Origin of the sequence: Escherichia sp. MOD1-EC6162 (assembly GCF_002965125.1) — a bacterium.
Lineage (GTDB): Bacteria > Pseudomonadota > Gammaproteobacteria > Enterobacterales > Enterobacteriaceae > Escherichia > Escherichia marmotae.
This window is the reverse complement of sequence record NZ_PTSB01000030.1, coordinates 1-25,008: the sequence shown is the minus strand read 5'-3', so window position 1 is coordinate 25,008 and position 25,008 is coordinate 1. Positions and strand designations below refer to the sequence as shown.

The 25,008-nt window shown below is 48.2% G+C and carries 19 protein-coding genes, 1 tRNA gene and 2 pseudogenes; 9 read left to right on the top strand and 13 right to left on the bottom strand.

Annotated elements, in window-relative coordinates:
* Position 1: 1 nt before the first annotated feature.
* Positions 2–937 carry an aspartate carbamoyltransferase gene (gene pyrB, locus A9587_RS19775; protein ID WP_000013036.1) on the bottom strand — a complete coding sequence of 312 codons (936 nt, stop codon included), beginning with the start codon at positions 935–937 and terminating at the stop codon, positions 2–4.
* Between the two features lie 3 nt (positions 938–940).
* A complete protein-coding gene (gene pyrL, locus A9587_RS19770) occupies positions 941–1,075 on the bottom strand; it encodes a pyr operon leader peptide (protein WP_032141493.1) in 135 nt (44 codons plus the stop codon).
* A 262-nt stretch (positions 1,076–1,337) separates the two neighbouring features.
* Between pyrL and tabA the strand changes: the two genes are divergently transcribed.
* Positions 1,338–1,790 (top strand): toxin-antitoxin biofilm protein TabA, encoded by a 453-nt coding sequence (tabA, locus tag A9587_RS19765; RefSeq protein ID WP_000583473.1) that lies wholly within the window; start codon positions 1,338–1,340, stop codon positions 1,788–1,790.
* A 45-nt stretch (positions 1,791–1,835) separates the two neighbouring features.
* Here tabA and argF read toward each other — a convergent pair whose 3' ends face one another.
* Positions 1,836–2,840 carry an ornithine carbamoyltransferase gene (argF, locus tag A9587_RS19760; protein WP_000012892.1) on the bottom strand — a complete coding sequence of 335 codons (1,005 nt, stop codon included), beginning with the start codon at positions 2,838–2,840 and terminating at the stop codon, positions 1,836–1,838.
* Positions 2,841–3,000: 160 nt separating this feature from the next.
* On the opposite strand from argF, the gene rraB reads away from it, so the two are divergent.
* Positions 3,001–3,417: a ribonuclease E inhibitor RraB gene (rraB, locus tag A9587_RS19755; RefSeq protein ID WP_105263891.1), complete on the top strand. Its 417-nt coding sequence runs from the start codon at positions 3,001–3,003 to the stop codon at positions 3,415–3,417.
* 49 nt (positions 3,418–3,466) lie between these two features.
* Here rraB and A9587_RS19750 read toward each other — a convergent pair whose 3' ends face one another.
* On the bottom strand, positions 3,467–3,970 hold the full coding sequence (locus A9587_RS19750; RefSeq protein WP_001468314.1) for a GNAT family N-acetyltransferase: 504 nt from the start codon (positions 3,968–3,970) through the stop codon (positions 3,467–3,469).
* Positions 3,971–4,162: 192 nt separating this feature from the next.
* On the opposite strand from A9587_RS19750, the gene A9587_RS19745 reads away from it, so the two are divergent.
* A complete protein-coding gene (locus A9587_RS19745; RefSeq protein ID WP_001014712.1) occupies positions 4,163–5,350 on the top strand; it encodes a YjgN family protein in 1,188 nt (395 codons plus the stop codon).
* Between the two features lie 46 nt (positions 5,351–5,396).
* On the opposite strand, the gene valS is transcribed toward A9587_RS19745, so the two are convergent.
* From valS to pepA, 3 genes are all read right to left on the bottom strand, one after another.
* On the bottom strand, positions 5,397–8,252 hold the full coding sequence (gene valS, locus A9587_RS19740; RefSeq protein ID WP_001517658.1) for a valine--tRNA ligase: 2,856 nt from the start codon (positions 8,250–8,252) through the stop codon (positions 5,397–5,399).
* Positions 8,252–8,695 carry a DNA polymerase III subunit chi gene (gene holC, locus A9587_RS19735; RefSeq protein WP_000786399.1) on the bottom strand — a complete coding sequence of 148 codons (444 nt, stop codon included), beginning with the start codon at positions 8,693–8,695 and terminating at the stop codon, positions 8,252–8,254. The genes valS and holC overlap by 1 nt, the downstream gene beginning before the upstream one ends.
* Positions 8,696–9,151: 456 nt before the next feature.
* Complete coding sequence (gene pepA / locus A9587_RS19730) at positions 9,152–10,663, bottom strand: leucyl aminopeptidase (RefSeq protein ID WP_000397162.1); 1,512 nt, start codon at positions 10,661–10,663, stop codon at positions 9,152–9,154.
* Between the two features lie 153 nt (positions 10,664–10,816).
* On the opposite strand from pepA, the gene ytgA reads away from it, so the two are divergent.
* The 3 genes from ytgA (at position 10,817) to lptG (ending at position 13,112) form a co-directional block, all read left to right on the top strand.
* A complete protein-coding gene (gene ytgA, locus A9587_RS25160; RefSeq protein WP_211180521.1) occupies positions 10,817–10,867 on the top strand; it encodes a protein YtgA in 51 nt (16 codons plus the stop codon).
* Positions 10,868–10,929: 62 nt separating this feature from the next.
* Positions 10,930–12,030, top strand: coding sequence for an LPS export ABC transporter permease LptF (gene lptF / locus A9587_RS19725; RefSeq protein WP_000584138.1), 1,101 nt, complete (start codon positions 10,930–10,932; stop codon positions 12,028–12,030).
* Positions 12,030–13,112: an LPS export ABC transporter permease LptG gene (lptG, locus tag A9587_RS19720; RefSeq protein ID WP_001182249.1), complete on the top strand. Its 1,083-nt coding sequence runs from the start codon at positions 12,030–12,032 to the stop codon at positions 13,110–13,112. Before lptF ends, lptG begins: the two co-directional genes overlap by 1 nt.
* A 150-nt stretch (positions 13,113–13,262) precedes the next feature.
* Here the strand turns inward: lptG and A9587_RS19715 are convergent, their stop codons facing one another.
* A complete protein-coding gene (locus A9587_RS19715) occupies positions 13,263–14,765 on the bottom strand; it encodes a helicase HerA-like C-terminal domain-containing protein (RefSeq protein ID WP_105263727.1) in 1,503 nt (500 codons plus the stop codon).
* Between the two features lie 157 nt (positions 14,766–14,922).
* A pseudogene (locus A9587_RS19710) lies at positions 14,923–15,150 on the bottom strand (alcohol dehydrogenase catalytic domain-containing protein); the annotation flags it as partial.
* A 195-nt stretch (positions 15,151–15,345) separates the two neighbouring features.
* On the opposite strand from A9587_RS19710, the gene A9587_RS19705 reads away from it, so the two are divergent.
* Together A9587_RS19705 and yjhR are read left to right on the top strand one after the other, a co-directional pair.
* A tRNA-Leu gene (locus tag A9587_RS19705) sits at positions 15,346–15,430 on the top strand.
* 303 nt (positions 15,431–15,733) lie between these two features.
* A complete protein-coding gene (yjhR, locus tag A9587_RS19700) occupies positions 15,734–19,249 on the top strand; it encodes a helicase YjhR (RefSeq protein WP_105263728.1) in 3,516 nt (1,171 codons plus the stop codon).
* 224 nt (positions 19,250–19,473) lie between these two features.
* On the opposite strand, the pseudogene A9587_RS19695 reads toward yjhR, so the two are convergent.
* From A9587_RS19695 to nanC, 4 genes and pseudogenes are all read right to left on the bottom strand, one after another.
* Positions 19,474–19,740, bottom strand: a pseudogene (locus A9587_RS19695) (phosphorothioated DNA-binding restriction endonuclease); the annotation flags it as partial.
* 14 nt (positions 19,741–19,754) lie between these two features.
* Complete coding sequence (locus A9587_RS19690; protein ID WP_105263729.1) at positions 19,755–20,801, bottom strand: sialate O-acetylesterase; 1,047 nt, start codon at positions 20,799–20,801, stop codon at positions 19,755–19,757.
* A 64-nt stretch (positions 20,802–20,865) separates the two neighbouring features.
* Positions 20,866–21,972, bottom strand: coding sequence for an N-acetylneuraminate epimerase (locus tag A9587_RS19685; protein WP_105263730.1), 1,107 nt, complete (start codon positions 21,970–21,972; stop codon positions 20,866–20,868).
* Between the two features lie 19 nt (positions 21,973–21,991).
* Positions 21,992–22,708, bottom strand: coding sequence for an N-acetylneuraminic acid outer membrane channel NanC (gene nanC / locus A9587_RS19680; RefSeq protein WP_000709387.1), 717 nt, complete (start codon positions 22,706–22,708; stop codon positions 21,992–21,994).
* A gap of 1,466 nt (positions 22,709–24,174) precedes the next feature.
* Here nanC and fimB point away from each other — a divergent pair.
* Positions 24,175–24,777 (top strand): type 1 fimbria switch DNA invertase FimB, encoded by a 603-nt coding sequence (gene fimB, locus A9587_RS19660; RefSeq protein WP_000790567.1) that lies wholly within the window; start codon positions 24,175–24,177, stop codon positions 24,775–24,777.
* Positions 24,778–25,008: the final 231 nt, after the last annotated feature.

Below are 25,008 nucleotides of genomic sequence, written 5' to 3'. Positions count from 1 at the left end.
CTTACAGTACCAGATCGCGATTCAGAACCAGTGCCAGTAACGCCTGGCGAGCGAAAATTCCGTTACCTGCCTGCTGGAAGTACCAGGCGTGCGGCGTTTTATCAACATCTGTCGCAATCTCATCAACGCGCGGCAGCGGATGCAGCACTTTCATATTGGCTTTGGCGTTGTGGAGATCGCTGGCGCGCAGGACAAACTGCGCTTTCACGTTGGCGTATTCAGACGGATCCAGGCGCTCTTTTTGCACGCGGGTCATATACAGAATATCCACTTCCGCCATCACTTCTTCGATGGCGCTATGCAGACTCCAGGCGATACCTTTTTCATCGAGCATATCCAGAATGTATTGCGGCATTGCCAACGCATCCGGGGCGATGAAGTAAAAACGGTTGCCGTCGAATTTTGCCAGCGCCTGGGTCAGAGAGTGCACGGTACGGCCATATTTCAGGTCACCGACCATTGCGACGTGGAGATTGTCCAGACGCCCCTGAGTTTCCTTAATCGTGAACAGATCCAGCAAGGTTTGCGTCGGATGTTGGTTGGAACCATCACCGGCATTCAGTACCGGTACATTGCCGGAAAACTCGGTGGCCAGGCGCGCCGCACCTTCCTGCGGGTGGCGCATCACAATCGCATCGACATAGGTACTAATAACCGAAATGGTATCGGCCAGCGTTTCCCCTTTTTTACCCAATGACGTGTTGGCGCTGTCGGAGAATCCCACCACGCTGGCACCCAGGCGGTGCATCGAGGTTTCGAAAGAGAGGCGGGTGCGGGTTGATGCTTCGAAGAAGCAACTGGCAATCACTTTATGTTTCAACAACTCTGGTTGCGGGTTTGCTTTCAGTTTCGCCGCTGTCGCCAGCACCAGATTAAGGTCATCGCGACTAAGGTCGTTTATGGAAATGATATGTTTTTGATATAGCGGATTAGCCATCTTTTATCTCCTGACGCCTGGGCAAAAAAAAGCCCCTCGATTGAGGGGCTGGGAATAGGTGATCAACGGGAAGAAAAACGGCAGGCCAGCGTCTTTTTTCAGACGCGGTAAGACAAAATGTCGAACACACTGAACCATACATCCTCCCGGCAAATTGTCCGGCATTATACTCAGCCAGAAAGTGGGATCAAGCGATTAATGCAAAAAATTCCCCAGGTAAACGATTGTTGTGAATTTATATGCTTTAAATTTGAATTTATAACATAAGGTGGGATGGCGCGGGAACGGGCAGGAAAATATGCGCTGGCGCAATCAGGCGGCAAAAAATACTGGTATGGCTATAAGGAATTACGTATAACAAGAGAAATGAAACAATGTTTTAATTGAGGAAAGGAAAGAAATGATCATCGGAAATATTCATAATCTCCAGCAATGGTTGCCGGAAGAGTTACGCCAGGCGATTGAGCATATTAAAGCGCACGTTACGGCAGAAACGCCAAAGGGTAAGCACGATATCGAAGGCAACCGTCTGTTTTATCTTATCTCTGAAGATATGACCGAGCCGTATGAAGCGCGTCGCGCAGAGTATCATGCTCGCTATCTCGACATTCAAATTGTGTTAAAAGGGCAGGAGGGCATGACCTTTAGCACGCAACCTGCGGGTACACCGGATACTGACTGGTTAGCAGATAAAGACATCGCTTTTTTGCCGGAAGGCGTTGAAGAGAAGACCGTCATCCTCAATGAAGGGGACTTTGTCGTGTTCTATCCGGGTGAAGTGCACAAGCCACTGTGCGCAGTGGGCGAGCCAGCCAGGGTTCGCAAAGCGGTTGTGAAGATGCAGATGGTATAAGCGGATTATACCGGTGGCGACGTTACGCCGCCTCCGGTACTGGTGTTATTTGGCAAGCGTCGCGACCATCACTGCTTTGATGGTATGCATACGGTTTTCCGCCTGATCAAAAACAATGCTGGCGGCAGATTCGAAGACCTCATCCGTCACTTCCATCCCACCATGCAGGCCAAATTCTTCTGCCATTTTCTTGCCAAGCGTGGTTTGATCGTCATGAAATGCGGGCAGACAGTGCAGGAATTTGACTTCGGGATTACCCGTCAACTGCATCATTTTGCTGTTTACCTGATAATCACGCAGCAGTGCAATACGTTCTGCCCATTTCTCTTTCGCTTCCCCCATCGACACCCACACATCGGTATAGATAAAGTCTGCGCCTTTAACGCCTGCCGCGATATCTTCTGTCAGTGTAATATTCCCGCCGTTCTGTTGTGCCAGCGCGCGACATTCCGCAACCAGCGAGGCTTCTGGCCAGCACGCCTGCGGTGCCACCAGGCGTAAATCCAGGCCAGTCAGCGCAGCAGCTTCCAGCATCGAATTGCCCATGTTGTTGCGGGCATCTCCGGCGTAGACCAGCGTCATTTCATTGAACGCTTTACCCGGTAAATATTCTTGCATGGTCAGCAGATCTGCCAGCAACTGCGTTGGATGGAATTCATTGGTCAGCCCGTTCCAGACCGGCACGCCAGCGTATTCTGCCAGCGTTTCGACGATCTCCTGACCATAGCCGCGATACTGAATACCGTCATACATGCGTCCAAGCACGCGGGCAGTATCTTTAATCGACTCTTTATGACCAATCTGGCTGCCGCTGGGGCCGAGATAAGTGACGCGAGCGCCCTGGTCATATGCGGCAACTTCGAAAGAGCATCGGGTACGTGTCGAGTCTTTTTCGAAGATGAGCGCGATGTTTTTACCCGTGAGTCTGGCTTCTTCAGTACCGTTTTTCTTATCGGCTTTCAGCTTCGCGGCTAACTGAAGCAGGCTGTTGATTTCAGCGGGTGTGAAATCGAGTAATTTCAGGAAATGCTTATGATAAAACCCGGACATAGATCCCTCCTGTGGCTAACGCCTAATGAATTAAAATTCAATTTATATGTATGAATATTCATTTGCAAGCCTGAGGCATAAATCTTTATCACAAAGGTGGAGGCAATGTCAGTGGTGTGTGACAATAAGAGTATCGGCAGGACATTAAGAGGAATAAGCCATGGCAAACTCGGAACAACTGGAAGAACAGCGTGAAGAAACGCGTTTGATTATTGAAGAATTACTGGAAGATGGTAGCGATCCAGACGCGCTGTACACCATCGAGCATCACCTTTCCGCAGACGATCTGGAAACCCTGGAAAAAGCGGCGGTTGAAGCATTTAAACTCGGCTATGAAGTGACCGATCCAGAAGAGCTGGAAGTGGAAGAGGGTGATATCGTGATTTGCTGTGACATCATCAGCGAATGCGCGTTGAATGCCGATCTGATCGATGCTCAGGTTGAGCAATTGATGAACCTGGCAGAGAAATTCGACGTTGAATACGACGGTTGGGGGACTTACTTTGAAGATCCTAACGGTGAAGAAGGCGACGATGAAGATTTTGTCGACGAAGATGATGACGGTGTTCGCCATTAATTAATTGATTGATTAAAATGCCCGATAGCACACACTAGCGGGCATTTTTTTACAGTTCGCGCAGCATCCGCACTTCACAATCGACATGGCCCGTGCAGCCAAGCGCATAGTCGATATGTTGAAAACCTAAATGTTCATACAAACCAATCGCTTCTTTCAAAAAAGCGGTTGTTTCCAGATAGCAGCGTTTGAAGCCCATTTCTCGCGCCTGCTCCATCGCCATTAAGGCCAGTTTTTTTGCCAGCCCTTTGCCGCGAATAGCAGGAAGAAAATACATTTTTTGTAATTCGCAAATGTCTGACTCACTCCCGGTTAATGGCGCAATTCCGCCGCCGCCGACCACTTCGCCGTGGTATTCAACCACCCAATACGCATGGCCAGGCTGACTATACATTTGATACAGCTCGTCGAGATTGGGATCGGCAACGGTATAGCCTTTATCGGCGGTCAGACCGTACTCTGCGGACACCTGGCGGATGACACTGGCAATAGCAGGATTATCGGTGGCGGTAAGTTTGCGCAAACGGAGCGCGGGAGAAGCGACAACATTCATAGCATAGCTCAATTTCAAATGTATGATTTATAGCTCACTTTAATACCACCCTCGCTTATGCGGTGCAAGAAGAAGATAAATCAGAAAATATTAAGCATATATCTCTTTGAGAAGGCGTATTCTAGGCGTACCAGTATTATTGTACTGGATTTATTATCTGTATGAATGGAATTTATTTTAGGGATATAGTTCATGAATGGTGTAAACGTCGGGAAAGATAATCCTCGTCACGCATTTGTTTTTACAGGCAAGGGTGGTGAGTATTTTCTTATTTGTCTTGTGAATTTTTTACTGACAATTATTACGCTGGGAATATATGGGCCGTGGGCATTAGTGAAATGCCGTCGTTATATTTATCAACATGTGACACTCAAGGGGCAACCATTTAGTTATAAGGGAACAGGTGGTGCCATTTTTGTTAGCATGTTACTTATTATGATCGTTTATTTTTTCAGTATTTTTTGTTTTTCAGGCCAACACTTTGTGCTTGGTTTTTTCCTGTTTGCCCTCTTGATCTGCGGTATTCCTTGCATGGCAGTGAAGAGTCTGCAATATCAGGCGAACATGACCTCACTGAATGGTATTCGCTTTGGCTTTAACTGCTCCATGCTCCGTGCATGGTGGGTGATGTTAGGTCTGCCTGTTCTGTTGGCGTTAGCTTTTTGGTTAGCGCTATACCTTATTGCGCAAGTTATGACATCAATAGGAGGATTAGTCTTTAATTTAGTGGTGTTAAGTTTACTTTCAGCCGTCGGATTGGGTGTTGTCCACGGTATTACCTATAGCAAATGGATGCCGTTGCTGGGTAATAACGCGACCTTTGGCACTCATCAGTTCTCTATTAAGGTAAACGTAAAAGAATGCATTAAAGGATGTATGCTCGCAATATTGACCATGGTTCCTTTCATCATTGTCATTGGTATTATGATTGCGCCAGTATTTCAGCAATTAATGATGATGACTATGTTAGGGCGGGCTGGTGCGGGTAGTGATCTTATATTGCAATATTACCCGCAGATTATGGCTTCCTATTTCCTGTATTTTGTGGCGATTCTTGTTTTTGCCAGTTATCTCTATGCAACGTTACGCGGTCTGTTTCTGAATAATCTGACACTGGCAAATGGAACAATTCATTTCCATTCGTCTGTTACCACCTTCGGTATGCTTCTGCGCATGTTTGCGATATTAATGGGGGCTTCAATCACCTGTGGACTGGCTTATCCCTGGCTGAAAATGTGGATGGTTGGCTGGATTGCCAATAATACCCATGTTCAGGGTGACCTTGATTCGCTGGAATTAACCAATGATGACAAACCGCAGGATAGCGGGCCGTTAATGTGGATATCTCGCGGTATTATGCCGTATGTTCCGTTTATCTAAATAAAAAGGCCGGAGCATGCTCCGGCCTTCGTTTTCACGGTGGGTATTACAGCGCGGCGATAACCGCCTGCTGTTCAATCAGTTTCGCTTTCGCTTCCGCATAACCTTCCAGCTTCTCACGCTCTTTCGCGATAACCGCTTCCGGTGCGCGGGATACAAAGCCTTCGTTCGCCAGCTTGTTCTCGATGCGGCTGATTTCGCCTTCGATCTTCGCCACTTCTTTTGCCAGACGCGCCAGCTCATCTTCTTTATTGATGAGGCCAGCCATCGGGATCAGCAGCTCAGCACCGTCGACGATCTTAGTAACGGAAACCGGACCTTTGTCATCGGCAGGCAGCACAGTGATGCTTTCCAGACGCGCCAGTGTTTGCAGGAAGCCACGGTTTTCATTTACGCGACGCTCTGCATCCGCACTGCAACCACGCAGCAGAAGCTCCAGCGGTTTGCCCGGTGCGATGTTCATTTCCGCGCGGATGTTACGCACCGCAATGATCGCCTGTTTCAGCCACTCGGTGTCAGCCAGCGCCGCCTCATCAACCTGAGACGCATCGTACTGCGGGAACGGTTGCAGCATGATGGTGTCGGCAGTGATGCCGCACAGTACTTTCACACGCTGCCAGATGGTTTCGGTGATGAACGGAATGATCGGATGCGCGAGGCGCAGCAGACCTTCCAGCACGGTCACCAGCGTATGGCGAGTGCCACGCAGTTCGGCTTCAGTTCCACCGTTCATTACCGGCTTGGTCAGCTCCAGATACCAGTCGCAGAACTGGTTCCAGGTGAACTCATACAAAATGCCTGCGGCGATATCGAAGCGGAAGCTATCCAGCGCTTCGCGGTACGCTTTGATGGTCTGGTTGAACTCCGCCAGGATCCAGCGGTCTGCCAGTGACAGGGTCATTTCGCCGCCGTTAAAGCCGCAATCCTGACCTTCAGTGTTCATCAGCACAAAGCGGCTGGCGTTCCACAGTTTGTTACAGAAGTTACGGTAACCTTCCAGACGCTTCATATCCCAGTTGATGTCACGACCGGTAGAAGCCAGCGCCGCCAGGGTGAAGCGCAGGGCGTCAGTACCGTGCGGCTCAATACCGTTCGGGAACTGCTTCTCGGTGCGCTTACGGATTTTATCCGCCAGTTGTGGCTGCATCATATTGCCGGTACGTTTTTCCAGCAGTTCTGGCAGCGAAATACCGTCGACCATATCCAGCGGGTCAATCACGTTACCCTTGGATTTGGACATCTTCTGGCCTTCGTCATCACGAATCAGACCGGTCATGTAAACGGTGTGGAACGGCACCTGCGGCTTGCCATTTTCATCTTTGATGAAATGCATGGTCATCATGATCATGCGGGCAATCCAGAAGAAGATGATGTCGAAGCCAGATACCATCACACTGGTCGGGTGGAACTGACGCAGGGCGTCGGTGTTTTCCGGCCAGCCAAGAGTAGAGAAGGTCCACAGCGCAGAGGAGAACCAGGTATCGAGAACGTCTTCGTCCTGACGCAGAGCGACGTCGGCGGCAAGGTTATTTTCCTTGCGCACTTCATCTTCGTTGCGGCCAACATAAACGTTACCCGCGTCGTCGTACCATGCCGGAATGCGGTGACCCCACCACAGTTGACGAGAGATACACCAGTCCTGAATATCACGCATCCAGGAGAAGTACATGTTTTCGTACTGCTTCGGTACGAACTGAATGTCGCCGTTCTCAACCGCTTCAACTGCCGGTTTCGCCAGTACATCGGCACGTACATACCACTGGTCGGTCAGCATCGGTTCGATAACTACGCCGCCACGGTCGCCGTAAGGAACAGTCAGGTCGTGCGGTTTAATCTCTTCCAGCAGGCCGAGGGCATCAACGGCAGCAACGATCGCTTTGCGTGCAGCAAAACGCTCCAGTTTCTGGAATTCTGCCGGGATCTCGCTGGAATAAACGTCAGATTCGTTACCTTTGGTATCGAACACCTGGGCGCTTTCACGGATATCACCGTCAAAGGTCAGGATGTTGATCATCGGCAGAGCGTGGCGTTTACCTACTTCATAGTCGTTAAAGTCGTGCGCCGGAGTGATCTTCACGCAGCCAGTGCCTTTTTCCATGTCGGCGTGTTCGTCGCCAACGATAGGAATACGACGGTTCACCAGCGGAAGAATGACATATTTGCCAATCAGATCTTTGTAACGCGGATCTTCCGGGTTAACAGCGACGCCGGTATCGCCCAGCAGAGTTTCCGGGCGGGTGGTCGCGACGACCAGATAATCTTTACCGTCTGCGGTTTTCGCGCCATCAGCCAGCGGATAGCGGATGTGCCACATCGAACCTTTCGATTCGCGGTTTTCCACTTCCAGGTCAGAGATAGCGGTGCGCAGTTTCGGGTCCCAGTTGACCAGGCGTTTGCCACGGTAAATCAGGTCTTCTTTATACAGACGAACGAAAACTTCTTTCACCGCATTGGAAAGCCCTTCATCCATAGTGAAGCGCTCACGCTCCCAGTCGACGGAGTTGCCGAGACGACGCATCTGACGAGTAATGGTGCCGCCGGATTCCGCTTTCCATTCCCAGATTTTATCGATGAAGGCTTCGCGGCCATAGTCGTGACGGGTTTTACCTTCTTCTGCGGCAATCTTGCGCTCAACGACCATCTGGGTAGCGATCCCGGCGTGGTCAGTACCGACCTGCCACAGGGTATTTTTACCCTGCATGCGCTGATAGCGGATCATGGTATCCATGATGGTTTGCTGGAAGGCGTGACCCATATGCAAACTGCCGGTGACGTTCGGCGGCGGGATCATGATGCAGAAACTTTCCTGGCTTTCATCGCCATTAGGCTTAAAGTAGCCCTGCTTTTCCCAGTGCTCGTAAAGCGGCTGTTCGATATCTTGTGGGTTGTATGTCTTTTCCATTATTTCCAGGTTGCCGTATTCAGGTTGAAACCAGCCACGCGGTAGGCTTTATAGCGTTCGCGCGCCAGTTGTTTCAGAGAATCTTCATAAGGGACGAAGTCTACCACTTCTGTGAAAGCGGTGGCAAAATCTGCAAAGCTTGTTCGCAGACTAATCAATATATCGCGCGGGCTGCTGCTACGTTTTTGCGGCCAGGCGATCTCCACTGGCGCACCGCCGCGCGGTCCTTCTCCCGCTAAATTGTGCGGAACAAAACTTTCTGCCGGACGCGCCCACAGGGCTTCGTCCAGCCGGTAAGCCTGTTTTTCATCTTCACAGGCGATGAGCACGCGCTTACCGCTGCGCCAACGTTCTGCGGCAATTTCACACACCAGTTGCTCAACGGCGCTTAAGCCATCAACGGTGGTGTCATTGTCCAGAAGGTAGAACGTTGCGTTTTTCATATATGGGGCTTCTTGTGGTGGATTTAAATATGCATCAGGTAATACACCGCATTGCCTGATGCGCCGCTGTCGCGTCTTATCAGACCTACAAGTTCGGTGCTGTGTGTAGGTCGGATAAGGCGTTCACGCCGCATCCGACAATAACAACATTGCCTGATGCGCCGCTGTCGCGTCTTATCAGGCCTACAAGTTCGGTGCTGTGTGTAGGTCGGATAAGGCGTTCACGCCGCATCCGACAATAACAACATTGCCTGATGCGCCGCTGTCGCGTCTTATCAGGCCTACGAGTTCAGTGCTGCGTGTAGGCCGGATAAGGCGTTCACGCCGCATCCGACAATAACAACATTACCTGATGCGCCGCTGTCGCGTCTTATCAGGCCTACGAGTTCAGTGCTGTGTGTAGGTCGGATAAGGCGTTCACGCCGCATCCGGCAAGAACAATAATTCTTGATGCAATCACTCTTCGCCGTTAAACCCGGCGCGGTTCAACAGGAACTGTGCCAGCAACGCCACCGGACGGCCGGTTGCGCCTTTTGCTTTACCAGAACGCCACGCAGTACCCGCGATATCCAGGTGTGCCCAGTTGTACTTACGCGTAAAGCGCGACAGGAAACAGCCTGCGGTAATCGCCCCGCCAGGACGCCCGCCAATGTTCGCCATATCGGCAAAATTGGACTCCAACTGTTCCTGGTACTCGTCACCCAGCGGTAAACGCCATGCGCGGTCGCCAGACTGTTCAGACGCGGCAATCAGCTCATGAGCCAGCGGGTTGTGGTTCGCCATCAGGCCAGTGATATGATGGCCCAGCGCGATCACACAAGCACCCGTCAACGTCGCCACGTCAATCACCGCCTCTGGCTCAAAACGCTCAACATAAGTTAACACATCGCACAGCACCAGACGGCCTTCAGCGTCGGTATTCAGCACTTCAACGGTTTGACCGGACATGGTGGTTAACACATCGCCCGGACGATAGGCACGACCGCCAGGCATGTTTTCGCAGCCTGCCAGCACGCCGATAACATTAATCGGCAGTTGCAGCTCCGCGACCATACGCATCACGCCGTAAACTGCCGCCGCGCCGCACATATCGTACTTCATCTCATCCATGCCTTCGGAAGGCTTGATCGAGATACCGCCGGAGTCGAAGGTTAAGCCTTTACCGACCAGCACGATTGGGCGCGCATCTTCCGACGCGTTGCCTTTGTACTCAATCACCGACATCAGCGATTCGTTCTGCGAACCCTGACCAACCGCCAGATAGGAGTGCATCCCCAGCTCTTTCATCTGCTGTTCACCGATAACGCGGGTGATGACATTTTTGCTGTAGCTGTCAGCCAACTGGCGTGCCTGGGAGGCGAGGTAGGCGGCGTTACAGATATTTGGCGGCATATTGCCGAGATCTTTCGCCGCTTTGATCCCTGCGGCAATCGCCAGACCGTGCTGGATCGCACGCTCACCACTGGTAAGTTCACGGCGAGTCGGTACGTTGAACACCATTTTACGCAGCGGACGACGCGGCTCGGTCTTATTCGTTTTTAGTTGATCAAAACTGTATAGCGTCTCTTTTGCCGTCTCGACAGCCTGACGCACTTTCCAGTAGTTATTGCGGCCTTTGACGTGCAGTTCAGTCAGGAAGCAGACCGCTTCCATTGAGCCAGTATCATTCAGTGTATTAATGGTTTTCTGAATAACCTGCTTATACTGGCGCTCATCCAGCTCACGTTCTTTGCCACAACCAATAAGGAGGATGCGCTCGGAGAGCACATTTGGCACATGGTGCAGCAACAGGGTCTGCCCCGGTTTTCCTTCCAGTTCGCCCCGGCGTAGCAGGGCGCTGATGTACCCATCACTGATCTTATCGAGCTGTTCTGCAATCGGAGAAAGGCGACGTGGTTCGAAGACGCCCACGACGATGCAGGCACTCCGCTGTTTCTCCGGGCTACCGCTTTTTACACTAAACTCCATGCACTACGCTCCTGAATCTTAAAGACAACGGCGGTGGCTACAGATAGAATTGCAAGCTTTCGTAACTCATGTCCGCTGTTGCGATGACTTCGTGTTAATCTTAACGTTATTACGGCATTGGCACGTCAGAACAAAATCTGAGGGGCGAATCCGTTGAGTATAATTATCTTAGCGACGATTTCGACGACTCAAGAGAATAAATGACGTTTAAGCCATGAAACAAGCTAAAATCCTGCAAAAGACGAGTTTTTACGGGCGTATTTAAAGTGATAATCATAAGATATCTGGTTCGGGAGACGCTCAAAAGCCAGTTGGCGATACTCTTCATCTTGCTTTTGATCTTCTTCTGTCAAAAGTTAGTGAGGATCCTCGGCGCGGCGGTTGACGGCGACATTCCGGCGAACCTGGTGCTCTCCCTTCTTGGGTTGGGCGTGCCGGAAATGGCGCAGCTTATCCTGCCATTAAGCCTGTTCCTCGGGCTGCTGATGACGTTGGGTAAACTGTATACCGAAAGTGAAATTACGGTAATGCATGCCTGTGGCCTGAGCAAAGCGGTTCTGGTCAAAGCGGCGATGGTTCTCGCGGTATTCACGGCGATTGTCGCGGCGGTTAACGTTATGTGGGCAGGACCGTGGTCATCGCGCCATCAGGATGAAGTGTTAGCGGAAGCGAAAGCTAACCCCGGCATGGCGGCGCTGGCGCAAGGTCAGTTCCAGCAAGCGACGAATGGCAGCTCGGTGCTGTTCATCGAAAGTGTTGACGGTAGCGATTTCAAAGATGTGTTCCTCGCGCAAATTCGACCAAAAGGTAATGCGCGTCCTTCCGTGGTGGTGGCCGATTCCGGACATTTAACTCAGTTGCGAGATGGCTCTCAGGTCGTGACCCTCAATCAGGGAACGCGCTTCGAAGGCACTGCACTGCTGCGTGATTTCCGCATTACGGACTTCCAGGATTATCAGGCGATCATCGGTCATCAGGCGGTAGCGCTGGACCCGAACGATACTGACCAGATGGACATGCGCACATTGTGGAACACTGACACCGATCGTGCCCGCGCGGAACTGAACTGGCGTATCACTCTGGTATTCACCGTGTTTATGATGGCGCTCATGGTTGTGCCTCTGAGCGTGGTTAACCCGCGTCAGGGGCGTGTCCTGTCGATGCTACCGGCCATGTTGCTGTATCTGCTTTTCTTCCTGATCCAGACCTCGCTGAAATCGAACGGCGGTAAAGGTAAGTTGGACCCGACGCTGTGGATGTGGACCGTAAACCTGATTTATCTGGCTTTGGCGATTGTTCTCAACCTTTGGGATACGGTGCCGGTCCGCCGTCTGCGCGCCAGTTTTACGCGTAAAGGAGCGGTATAATGCAACCCTTTGGTGTACTTGACCGCTATATCGGTAAAACTATTTTCACCACCATCATGATGACGCTGTTCATGCTGGTGTCGCTTTCCGGCATTATCAAGTTTGTCGATCAGTTGAAAAAAGCCGGGCAGGGGAGCTACGACGCGTTAGGCGCGGGGATGTATACCCTGCTGAGCGTGCCGAAAGATGTGCAAATCTTCTTCCCGATGGCGGCCTTGCTGGGCGCGTTGCTCGGACTGGGGATGCTGGCACAACGCAGCGAACTGGTGGTGATGCAGGCTTCTGGTTTTACCCGTATGCAGGTGGCGCTGTCAGTGATGAAAACCGCCATTCCACTGGTCTTGTTGACCATGGCGATTGGCGAGTGGGTCGCGCCGCAGGGCGAACAGATGGCGCGTAACTACCGTGCGCAGGCGATGTACGGCGGCTCGTTGCTCTCCACCCAGCAAGGTTTATGGGCGAAAGATGGCGACAACTTTGTCTATATTGAACGAGTAAAAGGCGATGAAGAGTTAGGTGGCATCAGTATTTATGCCTTCAACGAGAATCGTCGTCTGCAATCCGTTCGCTATGCTGCTTCCGCGAAGTTTGACCCGGAACATAAAGTCTGGCGTCTCTCGCAGGTTGATGAATCTGACCTGACCAATCCCAAACAGATAACCGGTTCGCAGACTGTGAGCGGTACCTGGAAAACCAACCTCACGCCGGACAAACTGGGCGTTGTAGCGCTGGATCCGGATGCTCTCTCCATTAGTGGTTTACACAACTACGTGAAGTATCTGAAGTCGAGTGGCCAGGACGCCGGACGTTATCAGCTCAATATGTGGAGCAAAATCTTCCAGCCGCTTTCTGTCGCGGTGATGATGTTGATGGCGCTGTCGTTCATCTTCGGTCCACTGCGCAGCGTGCCGATGGGGGTACGGGTGGTCACCGGTATCAGCTTCGGCTTTGTGTTCTACGTGCTGGATCAGATCTTCGGCCCACTGACGCTGGTTTACGGTATCCCGCCGATCATCGGCGCACTGTTGCCAAGCGCCAGCTTCTTCTTAATCAGCCTGTGGCTGTTAATGAGAAAATCGTAACTTGATGAACGAATAAAGGGAGCATAAGCTCCCTTTATTATTGTCAGCAAAGTGTGTTTCGTTCATGCCTGAAAAATCAATATATTGCAGTGGCGTAGGCCTGATAAGACGCGCCAGCGTCGCATCAGGCGAAGATAAATCGCACCTGACTTACCTTCTTCTTCCCCCCAGCAAACTCCCCAGCACCCCGCGTATAATCTGGTTCGTCACCTGACGGGCGGCGCTTTTCGCCATAGTCTGTACCACGCCATCTTTCTTCCCGCCGCGCGGTCCGGTAGTGCCAAACAAAATATCCTTCAACCCACCCAGAATACCGTCATCTTCACTTATCTCTTTCCCTTTGGCAGGAGGGTTATTTTGCTGTTCGGTACTGGCCTGCACACCTTTTTGCAGCATCTCATAGGCGGATTCCCGGTCTACGTCATCTTCATACTTGCCATACACCGGAGAGTGATTAATCAGGCCGTTACGCTCATCTTCCGTTACCGGCCCCATCCGTGAACAAGGCGCGATCACCATCGCACGCTCTACCACAGAAGGACTTCCTTTCGCATCCAGAAAAGAGATCAACGCTTCGCCGGTTCCTAGTTCCTGAATCGCCTTTTCCGTATCAAATGCCGGATTGGGACGCATGGTTTGCGCCGCCGTCTTCACCGCTTTCTGGTCTTTCGGCGTGAAGGCGCGCAGAGCGTGCTGAACGCGATTTCCCAACTGCCCAAGCACGTTGTCAGGGATATCAGACGGGTTTTGCGAAACAAACCAGACGCCCACACCTTTCGAGCGGATAAGTCTTATTACCTGTTCAATCTTATCCAGCAACACCTGCGGTGCATCGTTGAACAGCAGATGCGCTTCGTCGAAGAAAAATACCAGTTTCGGTTTATCCAAATCGCCTGCTTCTGGCAGTTGCTCATACAACTCAGAAAGCATCCACAGCAGGCTGGCGGCGTACAGTTTTGGCATCTGGTAGAGCTTTTCGGCGCTAAGAATATTGATAACACCTTTACCGTTGGCATCGGTACGCATCCAGTCTTTGATATCCAGCATCGGCTCACCAAAGAAATGCGTCGCCCCTTGCTGTTCCAGTGTCAGTAATCCGCGCTGGATGGCGCCAACCGATGCGCTACTGATATTACCGTACTGATTCTGGAATGATTTGGCGTTATCACCGATATATTGGGTAATCGCCCGAAGATCTTTAAAGTCGAGTAACAATAGTCCCTGATCGTCGGCAATACGGAAGATGATATTCAGCACGCCGGATTGCACGTCGTTGAGATTTAACAGCCGTGCAAGCAACAGCGGTCCCAGATCCGAGACCGTTGCCCGTACTGGATGACCTTTCTCACCAAAAATATCCCACACAACTACTGGATTCGCCTGTGGCTGCCAGTCGTTGACGCCGATATTTTTCAACCGAGCGAGCAGTTTTTCCGAGGTAGTACCTTCTGCCGCAACCCCGGTCAAATCACCTTTTACATCGGCCATAAATACCGGAACGCCGATTTCTGACAGAGATTCCGCCAGTTTTTGCAGCGTGACAGTTTTACCTGTCCCTGTTGCGCCAGTAATCAGTCCGTGACGGTTAGCCATAGCGGGTAGTAAAAACAGTTCTGTGTCCGGCGTGCGGGCAATTAAACGCGGTTCGCTCATGAGATTTCCTCCAGTTCCCTGCCTGGAGTATAGACACGGTTGAGCGCTTTTCACCACTAAATTCAGCCGATTGCGAGATATCTTAAAGGCCGGTAGAAGTGACCCGGCAGAGCGATCAGAGGTCGACACGCTGACTGATTTGCAAACCTTTATCTTACGCGGCGCTACCCAGCGCAACCACGCGACCAATCACTTCATGACAGGCAACCAGTGGGTACTGTGAGAATCCCCACTTGTTGTCGAGCATCGACAGGCCAGAATGGCAAATCCCGCAGTAATCCACCTGTACTTCGCCGTCTTGTGGCTTCAGTTCACCGGGATCGTACTCATAGAGCTCCAGTTCCCCGCCAGCCTCTTTTGCAGCATAGCTTTTTATCATCGACATGCTTTTGCCCTTCTCTGGTATTGCCCGGGAAGTGTAGAGTATGGTCGGGCGGGAGGCCTGGAGTGTGACAAAGGTTACACATTACTGAGAATGGTGCTGAAATTTTCAGCACTTAGCAAAGTGGGTGCAAGCTGACGCTTGCATGGCGGCGCGTGACAGGTATAATCCACAACGTTTTCCGCATACCTCTTCAGTGCCGAAGTGGCGAAATCGGTAGACGCAGTTGATTCAAAATCAACCGTAGAAATACGTGCCGGTTCGAGTCCGGCCTTCGGCACCAAAAGTATGTAAATAGACCTCAACTGAGGTCTTTTTTTATGCCTGAAATCCGCGCCACACAAATCTTTTCCGCTGTTTTTTCCAACTAACGTCAACCTGGTTCAATCCATATTAAATCCCTTAAGAATACCGAACCAAGTATGTTTGCGCTTATCTATTAAGGATTCGGCTCTTTCAGAAAATCTAATCCATCCTCCAGGCACAATATTTATTGCGATCGTGCTCGCATCGTGGACAATGTTTAATCATAAGTAATATTTACATCAATGAAATCAATGATTTCTATTATGTCACGGAATGGAAAATGGACAGCAATACATTGGAATTCACTTCATACTGGCGCAACTCCTTAGCTGACGCCGAATCTGGTAAAGGAACGTTTTCACGTAAAGATACAGATTCATTCATTCGATGGATAAATATCACCACAGGGAAGTTGGATGACGAGACTATTCGGGCATTTTTTGACGGTGAAGGGGAGTCGGTAAAAACCGTTGAAGTCGTGTTACGGCCCCAAGTGTGGAACCGCATAGTAAAGCATGGCAAAGAGCAAATGGCAGATGCACCCGCAATTATCACGCCACTGGTTACCTCCGCTCTTCTGAATAGGGAAGGTTTTTTGTTTCCTGCCGCTTCAGCCACTATTCCCCGCGATCTGCTTGAACCTCTCCCTTCCGGTCATTTTTCTATTGGTGAGTTGGCGCAATATGACAAATACAAAACCACGCATAACACAGCCACCATTAATGAAGATGACCCAGAACATTACGAAGAAACTGACGAAGAGAAAGCGGAACGCCATGCCAGGTATCGTCAGCATTGGCAAAATTATCTTCAACAGTCAGATAACCTTTTAAGAAACGTCACTGGAAATTGGGTCGCTACATCTGAGCCATACGAACGGGCTGGATACGGTTATATTGTTAAAGCTAGCCAGCATGTAGGGGCCAGCGTTCATATCCTGCCTATGTATGACCATCTTCTGATGAGCCAGGTTAAGGTTCCGTTATTAACGCGTTTTGCCTCAAACGAAATGGCTCCAGTGGAGCCACTTCTCGCTAAGAATGCGATGTTCTGCGAACGTTTGGGGCATTCCGGCGATAAGTTTCCGCTGGCAGTGGCGCAGCGCGATGCCCTGAGCCATTATCTGACTCAACAGCAGGGTGATATGCTCGCTGTCAACGGTCCTCCGGGAACGGGTAAAACTACGCTGGTGCTTTCTATTATTGCCACCGAATGGACAAGAGCCGCACTTAATCAAACTGAACCTCCTGTAATCATTGCCACATCGACTAACAATCAGGCCGTCACCAATATTATTGAAGCCTTTGGAAAAGATTTCTCTACTGGTTTTGGCGTAATGTCTGGGCGTTGGTTGCCGGAGGTAATAAGCTATGGCGCTTATTTTCCGTCTAAAAGCCGTCTGGTTGAGGCAGCGAAGAAATACCAGACTGGAGATTTTTTTAACCGCGTTGAATCCCAGGAATATCTGGAAAAAGCCCGGGCCTTTTACCTTGAAAAAGCGGAGGCGGCGTTTGGAGCTGGAGAGTACAATTCGCCAGAGCATGTAGTGACGCTTTTGCATGAACGTTTAACTTCACAGTTTATGCAACTTCAGCAAATCGAACCCGCATGGCGCAGACTCAATGATATCCGCCATGAACAGCGAGTCATCAGTGAGAATCTCGACCAGTATCTTCAGGACAAAAACACACTTCTTCTCAATATTGGCAATGAAATTTCACTTTTAGTCAGAGGTAAAAAGCAGTGGCAGCAATACCGTGCCAATGAGTCGCTTATGTATGCATTTTTGTCATGGCTCCCTGCTGTTCGTGCTAAACGCCATTACCAGATTAACCTCTTCCTGGACTCTACGTTCGGCGCAAGAATGACAGCGTTCCAGGGAAATTGTCCCGAAGATATTGATAAATTTATCGATAGTTTGATCGCTAAAGCGCAACAAGAGCAGGCGGTGTGCCAACAGAATATCAACTTTGCGCAGGACATAGCCCGACGTGAAGTGGAAGCAGCAAAACAATGGCACGAGTTGACTTATGCGCTGGGCTACAGGGGATGCGATGAGCTGAACCTCGCCGGCGCGGACGAGCTTGCCGATACTCAGATTCGTTTTCCTGCGTTCTTGCTAGCGACTCATTATTGGGAAGGTCGCTGGCTGATGGATATGGCGACAATCGATAATCTGCAAAAAGAAAAAGGACTCACTGGGGCGATTAGTGTCAAGGCCCGATGGCGAAGAAGAATGAAACTTACCCCCTGTGTGGTGATGACCTGCTACATGTTGCCTTCTCAAATGATAACGGGGAAATTTGTCGGAGGTGCCAGGCAATTTGATAATGATTATTTATATAACTTTGCTGATTTACTGATCGTCGATGAAGCAGGGCAGGTGCTCCCGGAGGTTGCTGCGGCTTCCTTTGCATTAGCTAAGAAAGCGCTGGTAATAGGCGATACAGAACAAATAGCACCTATCTGGAATTGTCTGCCTGTCACCGATATAGGCAATATGCTGGAGGAGAACATTCTTTCTGGCGACACTCAGGAAGAGCTAATGAATGCATATTCCCATGTGTGTGAGTCTGGAAAAAGTGCGGCATCCGGCAGCGTGATGAAAGTTGCTCAGTACAATTCTCGCTACCAATATGATCCCAAGTTCGAGCGCGGAATGTATCTGTATGAGCATCGTCGCTGTTTCAATAACATCATCGGCTACTGTAACTCACTTTGCTATCACGGTAAGTTGCAGCCCAAAAGAGGAATGGAAAAAGAGACGATTTTCCCGGCAATGGGGTTTTTGCATATTGACGGCAGGGGCATGAAGCCAAATGGAGGTAGCCGTTATAACCCTCTTGAAGCGGAAACAATAGCAGCATGGCTGGTGGCGCATAAGGATGGTATAGAGCGCCATTACGGGGAACCGCTGTATAAAGTCGTTGGTATTGTGACGCCATTTTCGGCACAGGTTAATGCCATCAAGACGTCATTGCGTAAGCTGGAGATTAATTGCAATGACGAAGAGGGTTCGCTGACCGTGGGGACTGTGCACTCCTTGCAGGGTGCGGAAAGGGCGATTGTTCTCTTTTCTACGGTCTATTCAAAACATGAAGATGGTCAGTTTATTGACAGCAATAGCAGTATCCTGAATGTCGCAGTCTCACGCGCTAAAGATAGTTTTCTGGTCTTCGGTGATATGGACCTTATAGAGATGCAGCCAGCATTTTCGCCGCGAGGGTTATTGGCAAAATTTCTGTTTGCTTCAGATAATAATGCGTTGCAATTTGAGTTTCAGAAACGGCAGGATTTAAGTTCCGCACAGACACAAATTTCAACGTTGCATGGTGTGGAGCAGCATGATGAATTTTTGAATAATGCTCTGGCCGCAGCTCAACAGAAGATCACGATTATTTCCCCCTGGTTATCCTGGCAAAAAGTGGAGCAAACGGGTTTTCTTGCGTCGATGGCTCTGGCCCGTTCCCGGGGTATTGATATTACCGTGGTAACGGATAAAAACTGCAATATTGCGCATGTCGATGATGATAAGCGCCAGGAGAAACTGCATCTTCTAAATGATGCAGTCGAAAAGCTCAATAATATGGGCATTGCTACAAAATTGGTGAATCGCGTTCACAGCAAAATTGTGATTAGAGATGAGGAGTTGCTGTGCGTTGGATCTTTTAACTGGTTCAGTGCTGCGCGAGAAGATAAATATCAACGATACGATACGTCTTTGGTGTACCGTGGCGAAGGCGTAAAAAATGAAATAAAGGCGATATATAGCAGTCTGGATCAACGTCAGCTATAAGTGTGATGAACAGTTCACAACACAGGAGTGGTAAGGGATATATTTTAACAATGTGAAGGCGACTTTCAGATTTATTGCGAGTCGCTTTTCCTGATTTTCAATCTTATTGTTTACCTAATCATTCTCCTTTGCATAATGCGCCTGGCATTAACGACAGGGGCTTTTAGGAATGAAAGCAGATACAACAATGGCCTAATGTCTTCGGCCCGTATTAAGCTATCATCATTGTCTAATTGCCAGAATCCATCGCCTTGTAATCGCCAGAACGGCATATCAGGCCGATACTGCGAATGCTGTGATCCAAAACGTTCCAGTAAACTGTGCAGAGGTTCGTAGATTTCCGAGCCATAATCGAAAAGGCGTGGATGTCCATGCTGGTAGCCAGCCAATACGTATAGCAGTAACAGAGGTTTATGTGGCGCGCGCTGTTCACCCTTGTGCCAGATTTTTATGTTGGCAATTGCCTGCTGTTCAAACCCGCAAGCGAAGATATATTACCTTGATCTCATTTGTTTTTTTGTTGCCTGTTCTGAGAACGTATAAGAGTATCCCCCATGAATAAACTCCCCGACCACCTTTCGCACCAATACCGTAAAATAGCTTCAACAAATTTGTCAGAAATAATCCCACGACGGGCTGCTGAGCTGAAATGACTGCTGCGTAGCACCGTCGTCCAGTTTTCTGGTGTTCGGTACGCTGAACCGTAATATCCCGTGCTAAAATCGTCCGGATCTTCATCTGGCTCGTTCGTCAGCCCTCTTTCACCTTGTTGCTGGAAGCCGACGAAAATAATATTGGCTAAGGCATTATTTTTATAATTGCCATAAATCGTTTCATACGCATGAGGGTAATTTTCTTTCCAGTACCAGGTGGTATCGCCGCAAAACCACGGAGCGGCGGCAATATTATTAAGCTGAGAACGATACTGTTTCAAATCCTCACGAAAGGCTTCAACCATATGATTAAAGTATTGAGGATGTAACGCGTAGTCACTGGTCATTAAGTCAAATTCGCCCTGCATCCAGCATACGCCGAGGAATTTATTCTGCGGATTCTTTGACAGTGCCGTTCGTGTTCTGTTGACTAAATCCTGATACAGCGGAGTATCCGCTCCCCAACGACATGAATCATGGCTGGCTCCGTGCTGTTCTGAATATGTCCCTTCGCTGCCCGTGGTAAAAGCCGATCCACCACGGCAACAGGGAACGATAAGAACGCCTGCATTATCAGGAATGAAGGGCAGTAATTTCCGCGCAATATGTAGTGCCTGGCCAACGGTGCCGTACTGTGTTTGATGATTCGTTGCCAGAGGATGGTGATAACCCTGCATATCCTGGACATCGTGTGGGCAGTGAGTCAGTGGAATAATGTCATTAAATTGACATAACGGGCCACCGGGATGCGTCTGAGTGAATCTCGCCAGTTGTTTTATTCTGGGATGAGGCGCATCTTCACTGTCTGGTAACGGGAGTCCTTCGCCATACGCCATAGCATTAGACTGACCGGCAACGGTAAGAACATAGTAATAATCGGGCGATATTATTGCGTTCATATAAATGTCGCGTAATTAAAATGATGAATTGATATCAGGGCTCCTTTACTGGAGCCCTGAAAAGTTAGTTTTGCACAGTCACTTTATTATCTTTCACAGAGAGTAACACTGAATCCGCCACAGCTTTGCCGCCCGTAGTTTCACCGCCAATAATCAATAAGCTATTATTCCAGGGTAATGATACTCCGTAGGCCCGACCTTGCGACAGTTCGCCAGATTTCTCCCATTTCCCGTTATGCCAAAGATGAATATCAGCGCTATACGATTTTTTCAGGCCTTCATGCGCATAGTTCTTACCGTTCTTGTAATTTTCCCGTGAACCTTTAAATCCGGCTCCTCCGGCAAATATAAGAGAGTCATTGCTAATACCAGCAAAACCGCCAGCTACGCCATCCGGTGAGGAGACGGGAGAAAGTTTATTCCATTTTATGTTATTGCCGGTGAAATCAAGCTCAAATACAGCATCAGTTCGCAATCCTGGTTTTGCCTCGCCATTAATAAGCCAAGTTTTATCACCTTTATTTGCTACCGCCGCTCCAGCCGTACCGTACCAGGGAGATTCACCAGCATAACTCCATTGCTGTGTAGAGGGCTCAAAAGACAACAGAAACTTATTGAAGAAATAATCTTCTGCTTTTTTGTCAAAATAGTTGGCGTTGATTTTATCTATAGTCTTTGAATCTTTTCCAGCCTCATTGAGATCTTCAAAATAGCCATTGAAGATATTCTGGTTAACACCGCCAGTAACATAAGCCTTGCCGTTGTGTACAAAAGTCACATGACCCGCCATGCCCATCGGTGCGTGTGACATCAATTTAACCCAGGTATTGGTTTCGGGATTATATTTGTGTACGTCGTTGAATACCTGAGTTAACCCATCTCTGTTTTTACCAACACCGCCAAATACATACAAATTACCATCAATAAATGCAGAGGTTGCTTGATCTCTCGGGCCAGCCGGGAATTCCGCCAGGGCTATCCATTTCTTATCTTTGGCTTGCGTATCCAGCTTGTACCATGCTGCTCCTGCGCTACCTAAACCAATGTAGACAGTGTTGTTATCAATCACTCCAGTACCGCTTTTAAAAGGCACAGGGGTTTCTGGTAATACAGACGCGTTTGCGGCAAATGAAGCCATTATGATAGCAAGTGCCATTATTTTTTTATTCATTGTGACTGTCTCCTGTCTACTACAGTTTAAATGACACACCAATGCGATAACTGTTTTCAGATAAATTATCTCTACCGTTGTAAACACCCTGACGGTCAAGGTAGTCATATTCTATGTATGGCGTAATATCTGGCGTCATATGGTATTGTAGAACAAATGCATTTTCCGTCGCCCATTTCTTATGGTTTGCATAGCGATAATCGTTTTGTTTGCTGTATAGCGTTGTTTGCCAGGCGAAGGTGAAATCACTATTAATATGGTAAGTGACATATCCATCCCAACGATGAACGTTATCACGAGACATATCGCCGGATAAGTCTTGCTGTCGGTAGGCTTTCCAGTCGTAACGATAGCGAATGCCAAAATTGAGATCTTTTGTCGCATCCCAGGACAGTTTTACGTAAGGTCCGTAGCGTGTACCGTTGCTGCTAAAATGGGTTAACATTCCCGGGCGCACAGTCCATTGATCATCAAGTTTTATTGCGTAATTAACTTCGACCTGAACATCATTGAGTGCGGCATTTTCTTTTTTATTATCATGAATAGTGTTCCAGGTATTACTTTCAAGACTTGCCCACCATCCATTTTGCCATCCCTCACTGACTTTGAGTCGAGTTTCATAAGCATGGCTCCCACTACGATATCCACCACGGACGTCCAGTGTTGCAGCCTGAGAAATTAATGGCGACGAAAAGCAGAGTAATAATACGCCAGAAAGTATTTTAGCCTTTTTCATAAATTTCACTCATTTGTAGGATACAGAAAGTAATACAAAGCCCGCATAAACAATTAGCATTTATGTCGTGTAATATTTTTTGCCAGGCTTATAGTGTCTTTGGCAGCGGATAGCTGTATTTTATATTTTTTGTATAAGGTCTCCTGTGAAAATTCACTTTCCACATTATTTAAATATACAGAGGACCAGATTAAATACCTGAGTATAAAATCTCTTCTGATGTTTAATTGATTTGAATGTTCGTAAGCTATATCACTTACTCAATCCATTTTACCCAGAGTCATAAAATAGATTGTTTGTTGATCTCATTTTCATACTCCTTTCAGACTGAAGTGCGTTTTCATCACCCGATGAGAAAGAACTGAAGTGATGTTTGTCATAGATTGCGAGATGCCCAGCTTCATTTACTGTCTTGGTGAACCTTTATACCTGTTATACCAGATCAAAAATCACACAATCCATACAACAAAACCAGATTTGCAATTCGTGTCACAAAATATGTCGATATTTTTCTAAGAAGAAGATGCTATGTGAAGCCAGATGACCACTTGCGGAGCTCTTCATAAACCAAAGGTTTTTCTTTAATTATTTGTTTTATATGTTATTTATTTTTAGTTCAAACAGGAGGCGATTTGCAAGATAACTCAGCGGGCATGGTAAAGATAAGTGTCTATCCGCCATCAGACTGGGCATAATTCTCATCATGAAATATGTTTCCTGCTTTGTGGCACGTAGCTGGGAACTCCCGGAGTTGTTCCGGGCAGGCTTGTTGATGTTCAGCACGCATCGGTATTTTCAGGATGATGTTTCAATCCGTTTGTTGCCGTATCACCCGGCGAATAGCTGTGAGTCAGGAAGGTTTAAGTCGTAGTGACCAAAGCTATCTTTAGCAACGAATGCAGATGGAAAAAGCGTGTCCTGGCTTTCCTCATATCTCCGGGAAATACACAGTATGAAAAAGGGATGTAACAACCTCACAGCATGAGTTTACGAACCAAAGGATAATAATGGCTAGGAAACTAAGCATTAGCATGATAATAGCCACCTGAAAATTACCGGTTTCTATGAAATAGCAATTATGCGGAAAAACAGAGTTGACTAATAATGTTATGTGTGAGATGGCTGACAGAAGCAATATTAAATTTTTATGATGATTTGCTTGTTACAGAAGATATCACATGATATATAGATAAGAATAGTTATATTGATCATGAGGTTTATTATTGGATTTCGTCTTACGCTGATAAATATATTAATGAACATAGCATACAAGAGCATATAGCGTTTGTATGGCAAAGTTATTATAAGTAACTATCGCCACTCCATTTTAGTTCATTCAAAAGAGCTGATCCACTTGCGTTAGTCATTACACAAACGTTCGCTTTTATAAACATAATCAGGGCTAAATGTTGGGCTGATAATAACCCAGTACAGCTAGTGCGTGTCTGCAATTATAAGGGAAAACGATGAAGAATAAGGCTGATAACAAAAAAAGGAACTTCCTGACCCACAGTGAAATCGAGTTACTCCTTAAAGCAGCAAATACCGGGCCTCATGCTGCACGTAATTATTGTCTGACTTTACTTTGTTTTATTCATGGCTTCCGGGCGAGTGAAATTTGTCGATTGAGAATTTCAGATATTGATCTTAAGGCAAAGTGTATATATATCCATCGATTAAAAAAAGGCTTTTCAACGACACACCCGCTCTTAAACAAAGAAGTTCAGGCTTTAAAAAACTGGTTGAGTATGCGTACTTCTTATCCACATGCTGAGAGCGAGTGGGTGTTTTTGTCACGCAAGGGGAATCCTCTTTCTCGTCAACAGTTTTATCAAATCATCTCTACTTCAGGTGATAATGCTGGATTATCACTAGAGATTCATCCTCACATGTTACGTCATTCATGTGGTTTTGCTTTGGCGAATATGGGAGTAGATACACGGCTTATCCAGGATTATCTTGGCCATCGTAATATTCGTCATACTGTCTGGTATACCGCCAGTAATGCAGGGCGTTTTTACGGTATCTGGGATAGCCCCAGAGGTCGGCAACGCCATGCTGTTTTATAAAAACGGATGAGATACCATGGATGGTGTTAAAAACTACATTATTCTTACGATGTATCAATAATAATTAACCATTTATTAATTGATGTTATTGTAAGTATAATCATTAATTATCAGAATAAACATTGGTTTAACCACAGCCATACAAACCACAATGGTTTTATTTTTTTAAAATAAACAAACAAAATCATTCATAAGTTTACACATCACCTAAGTTCTTACCTCATTGTGTTT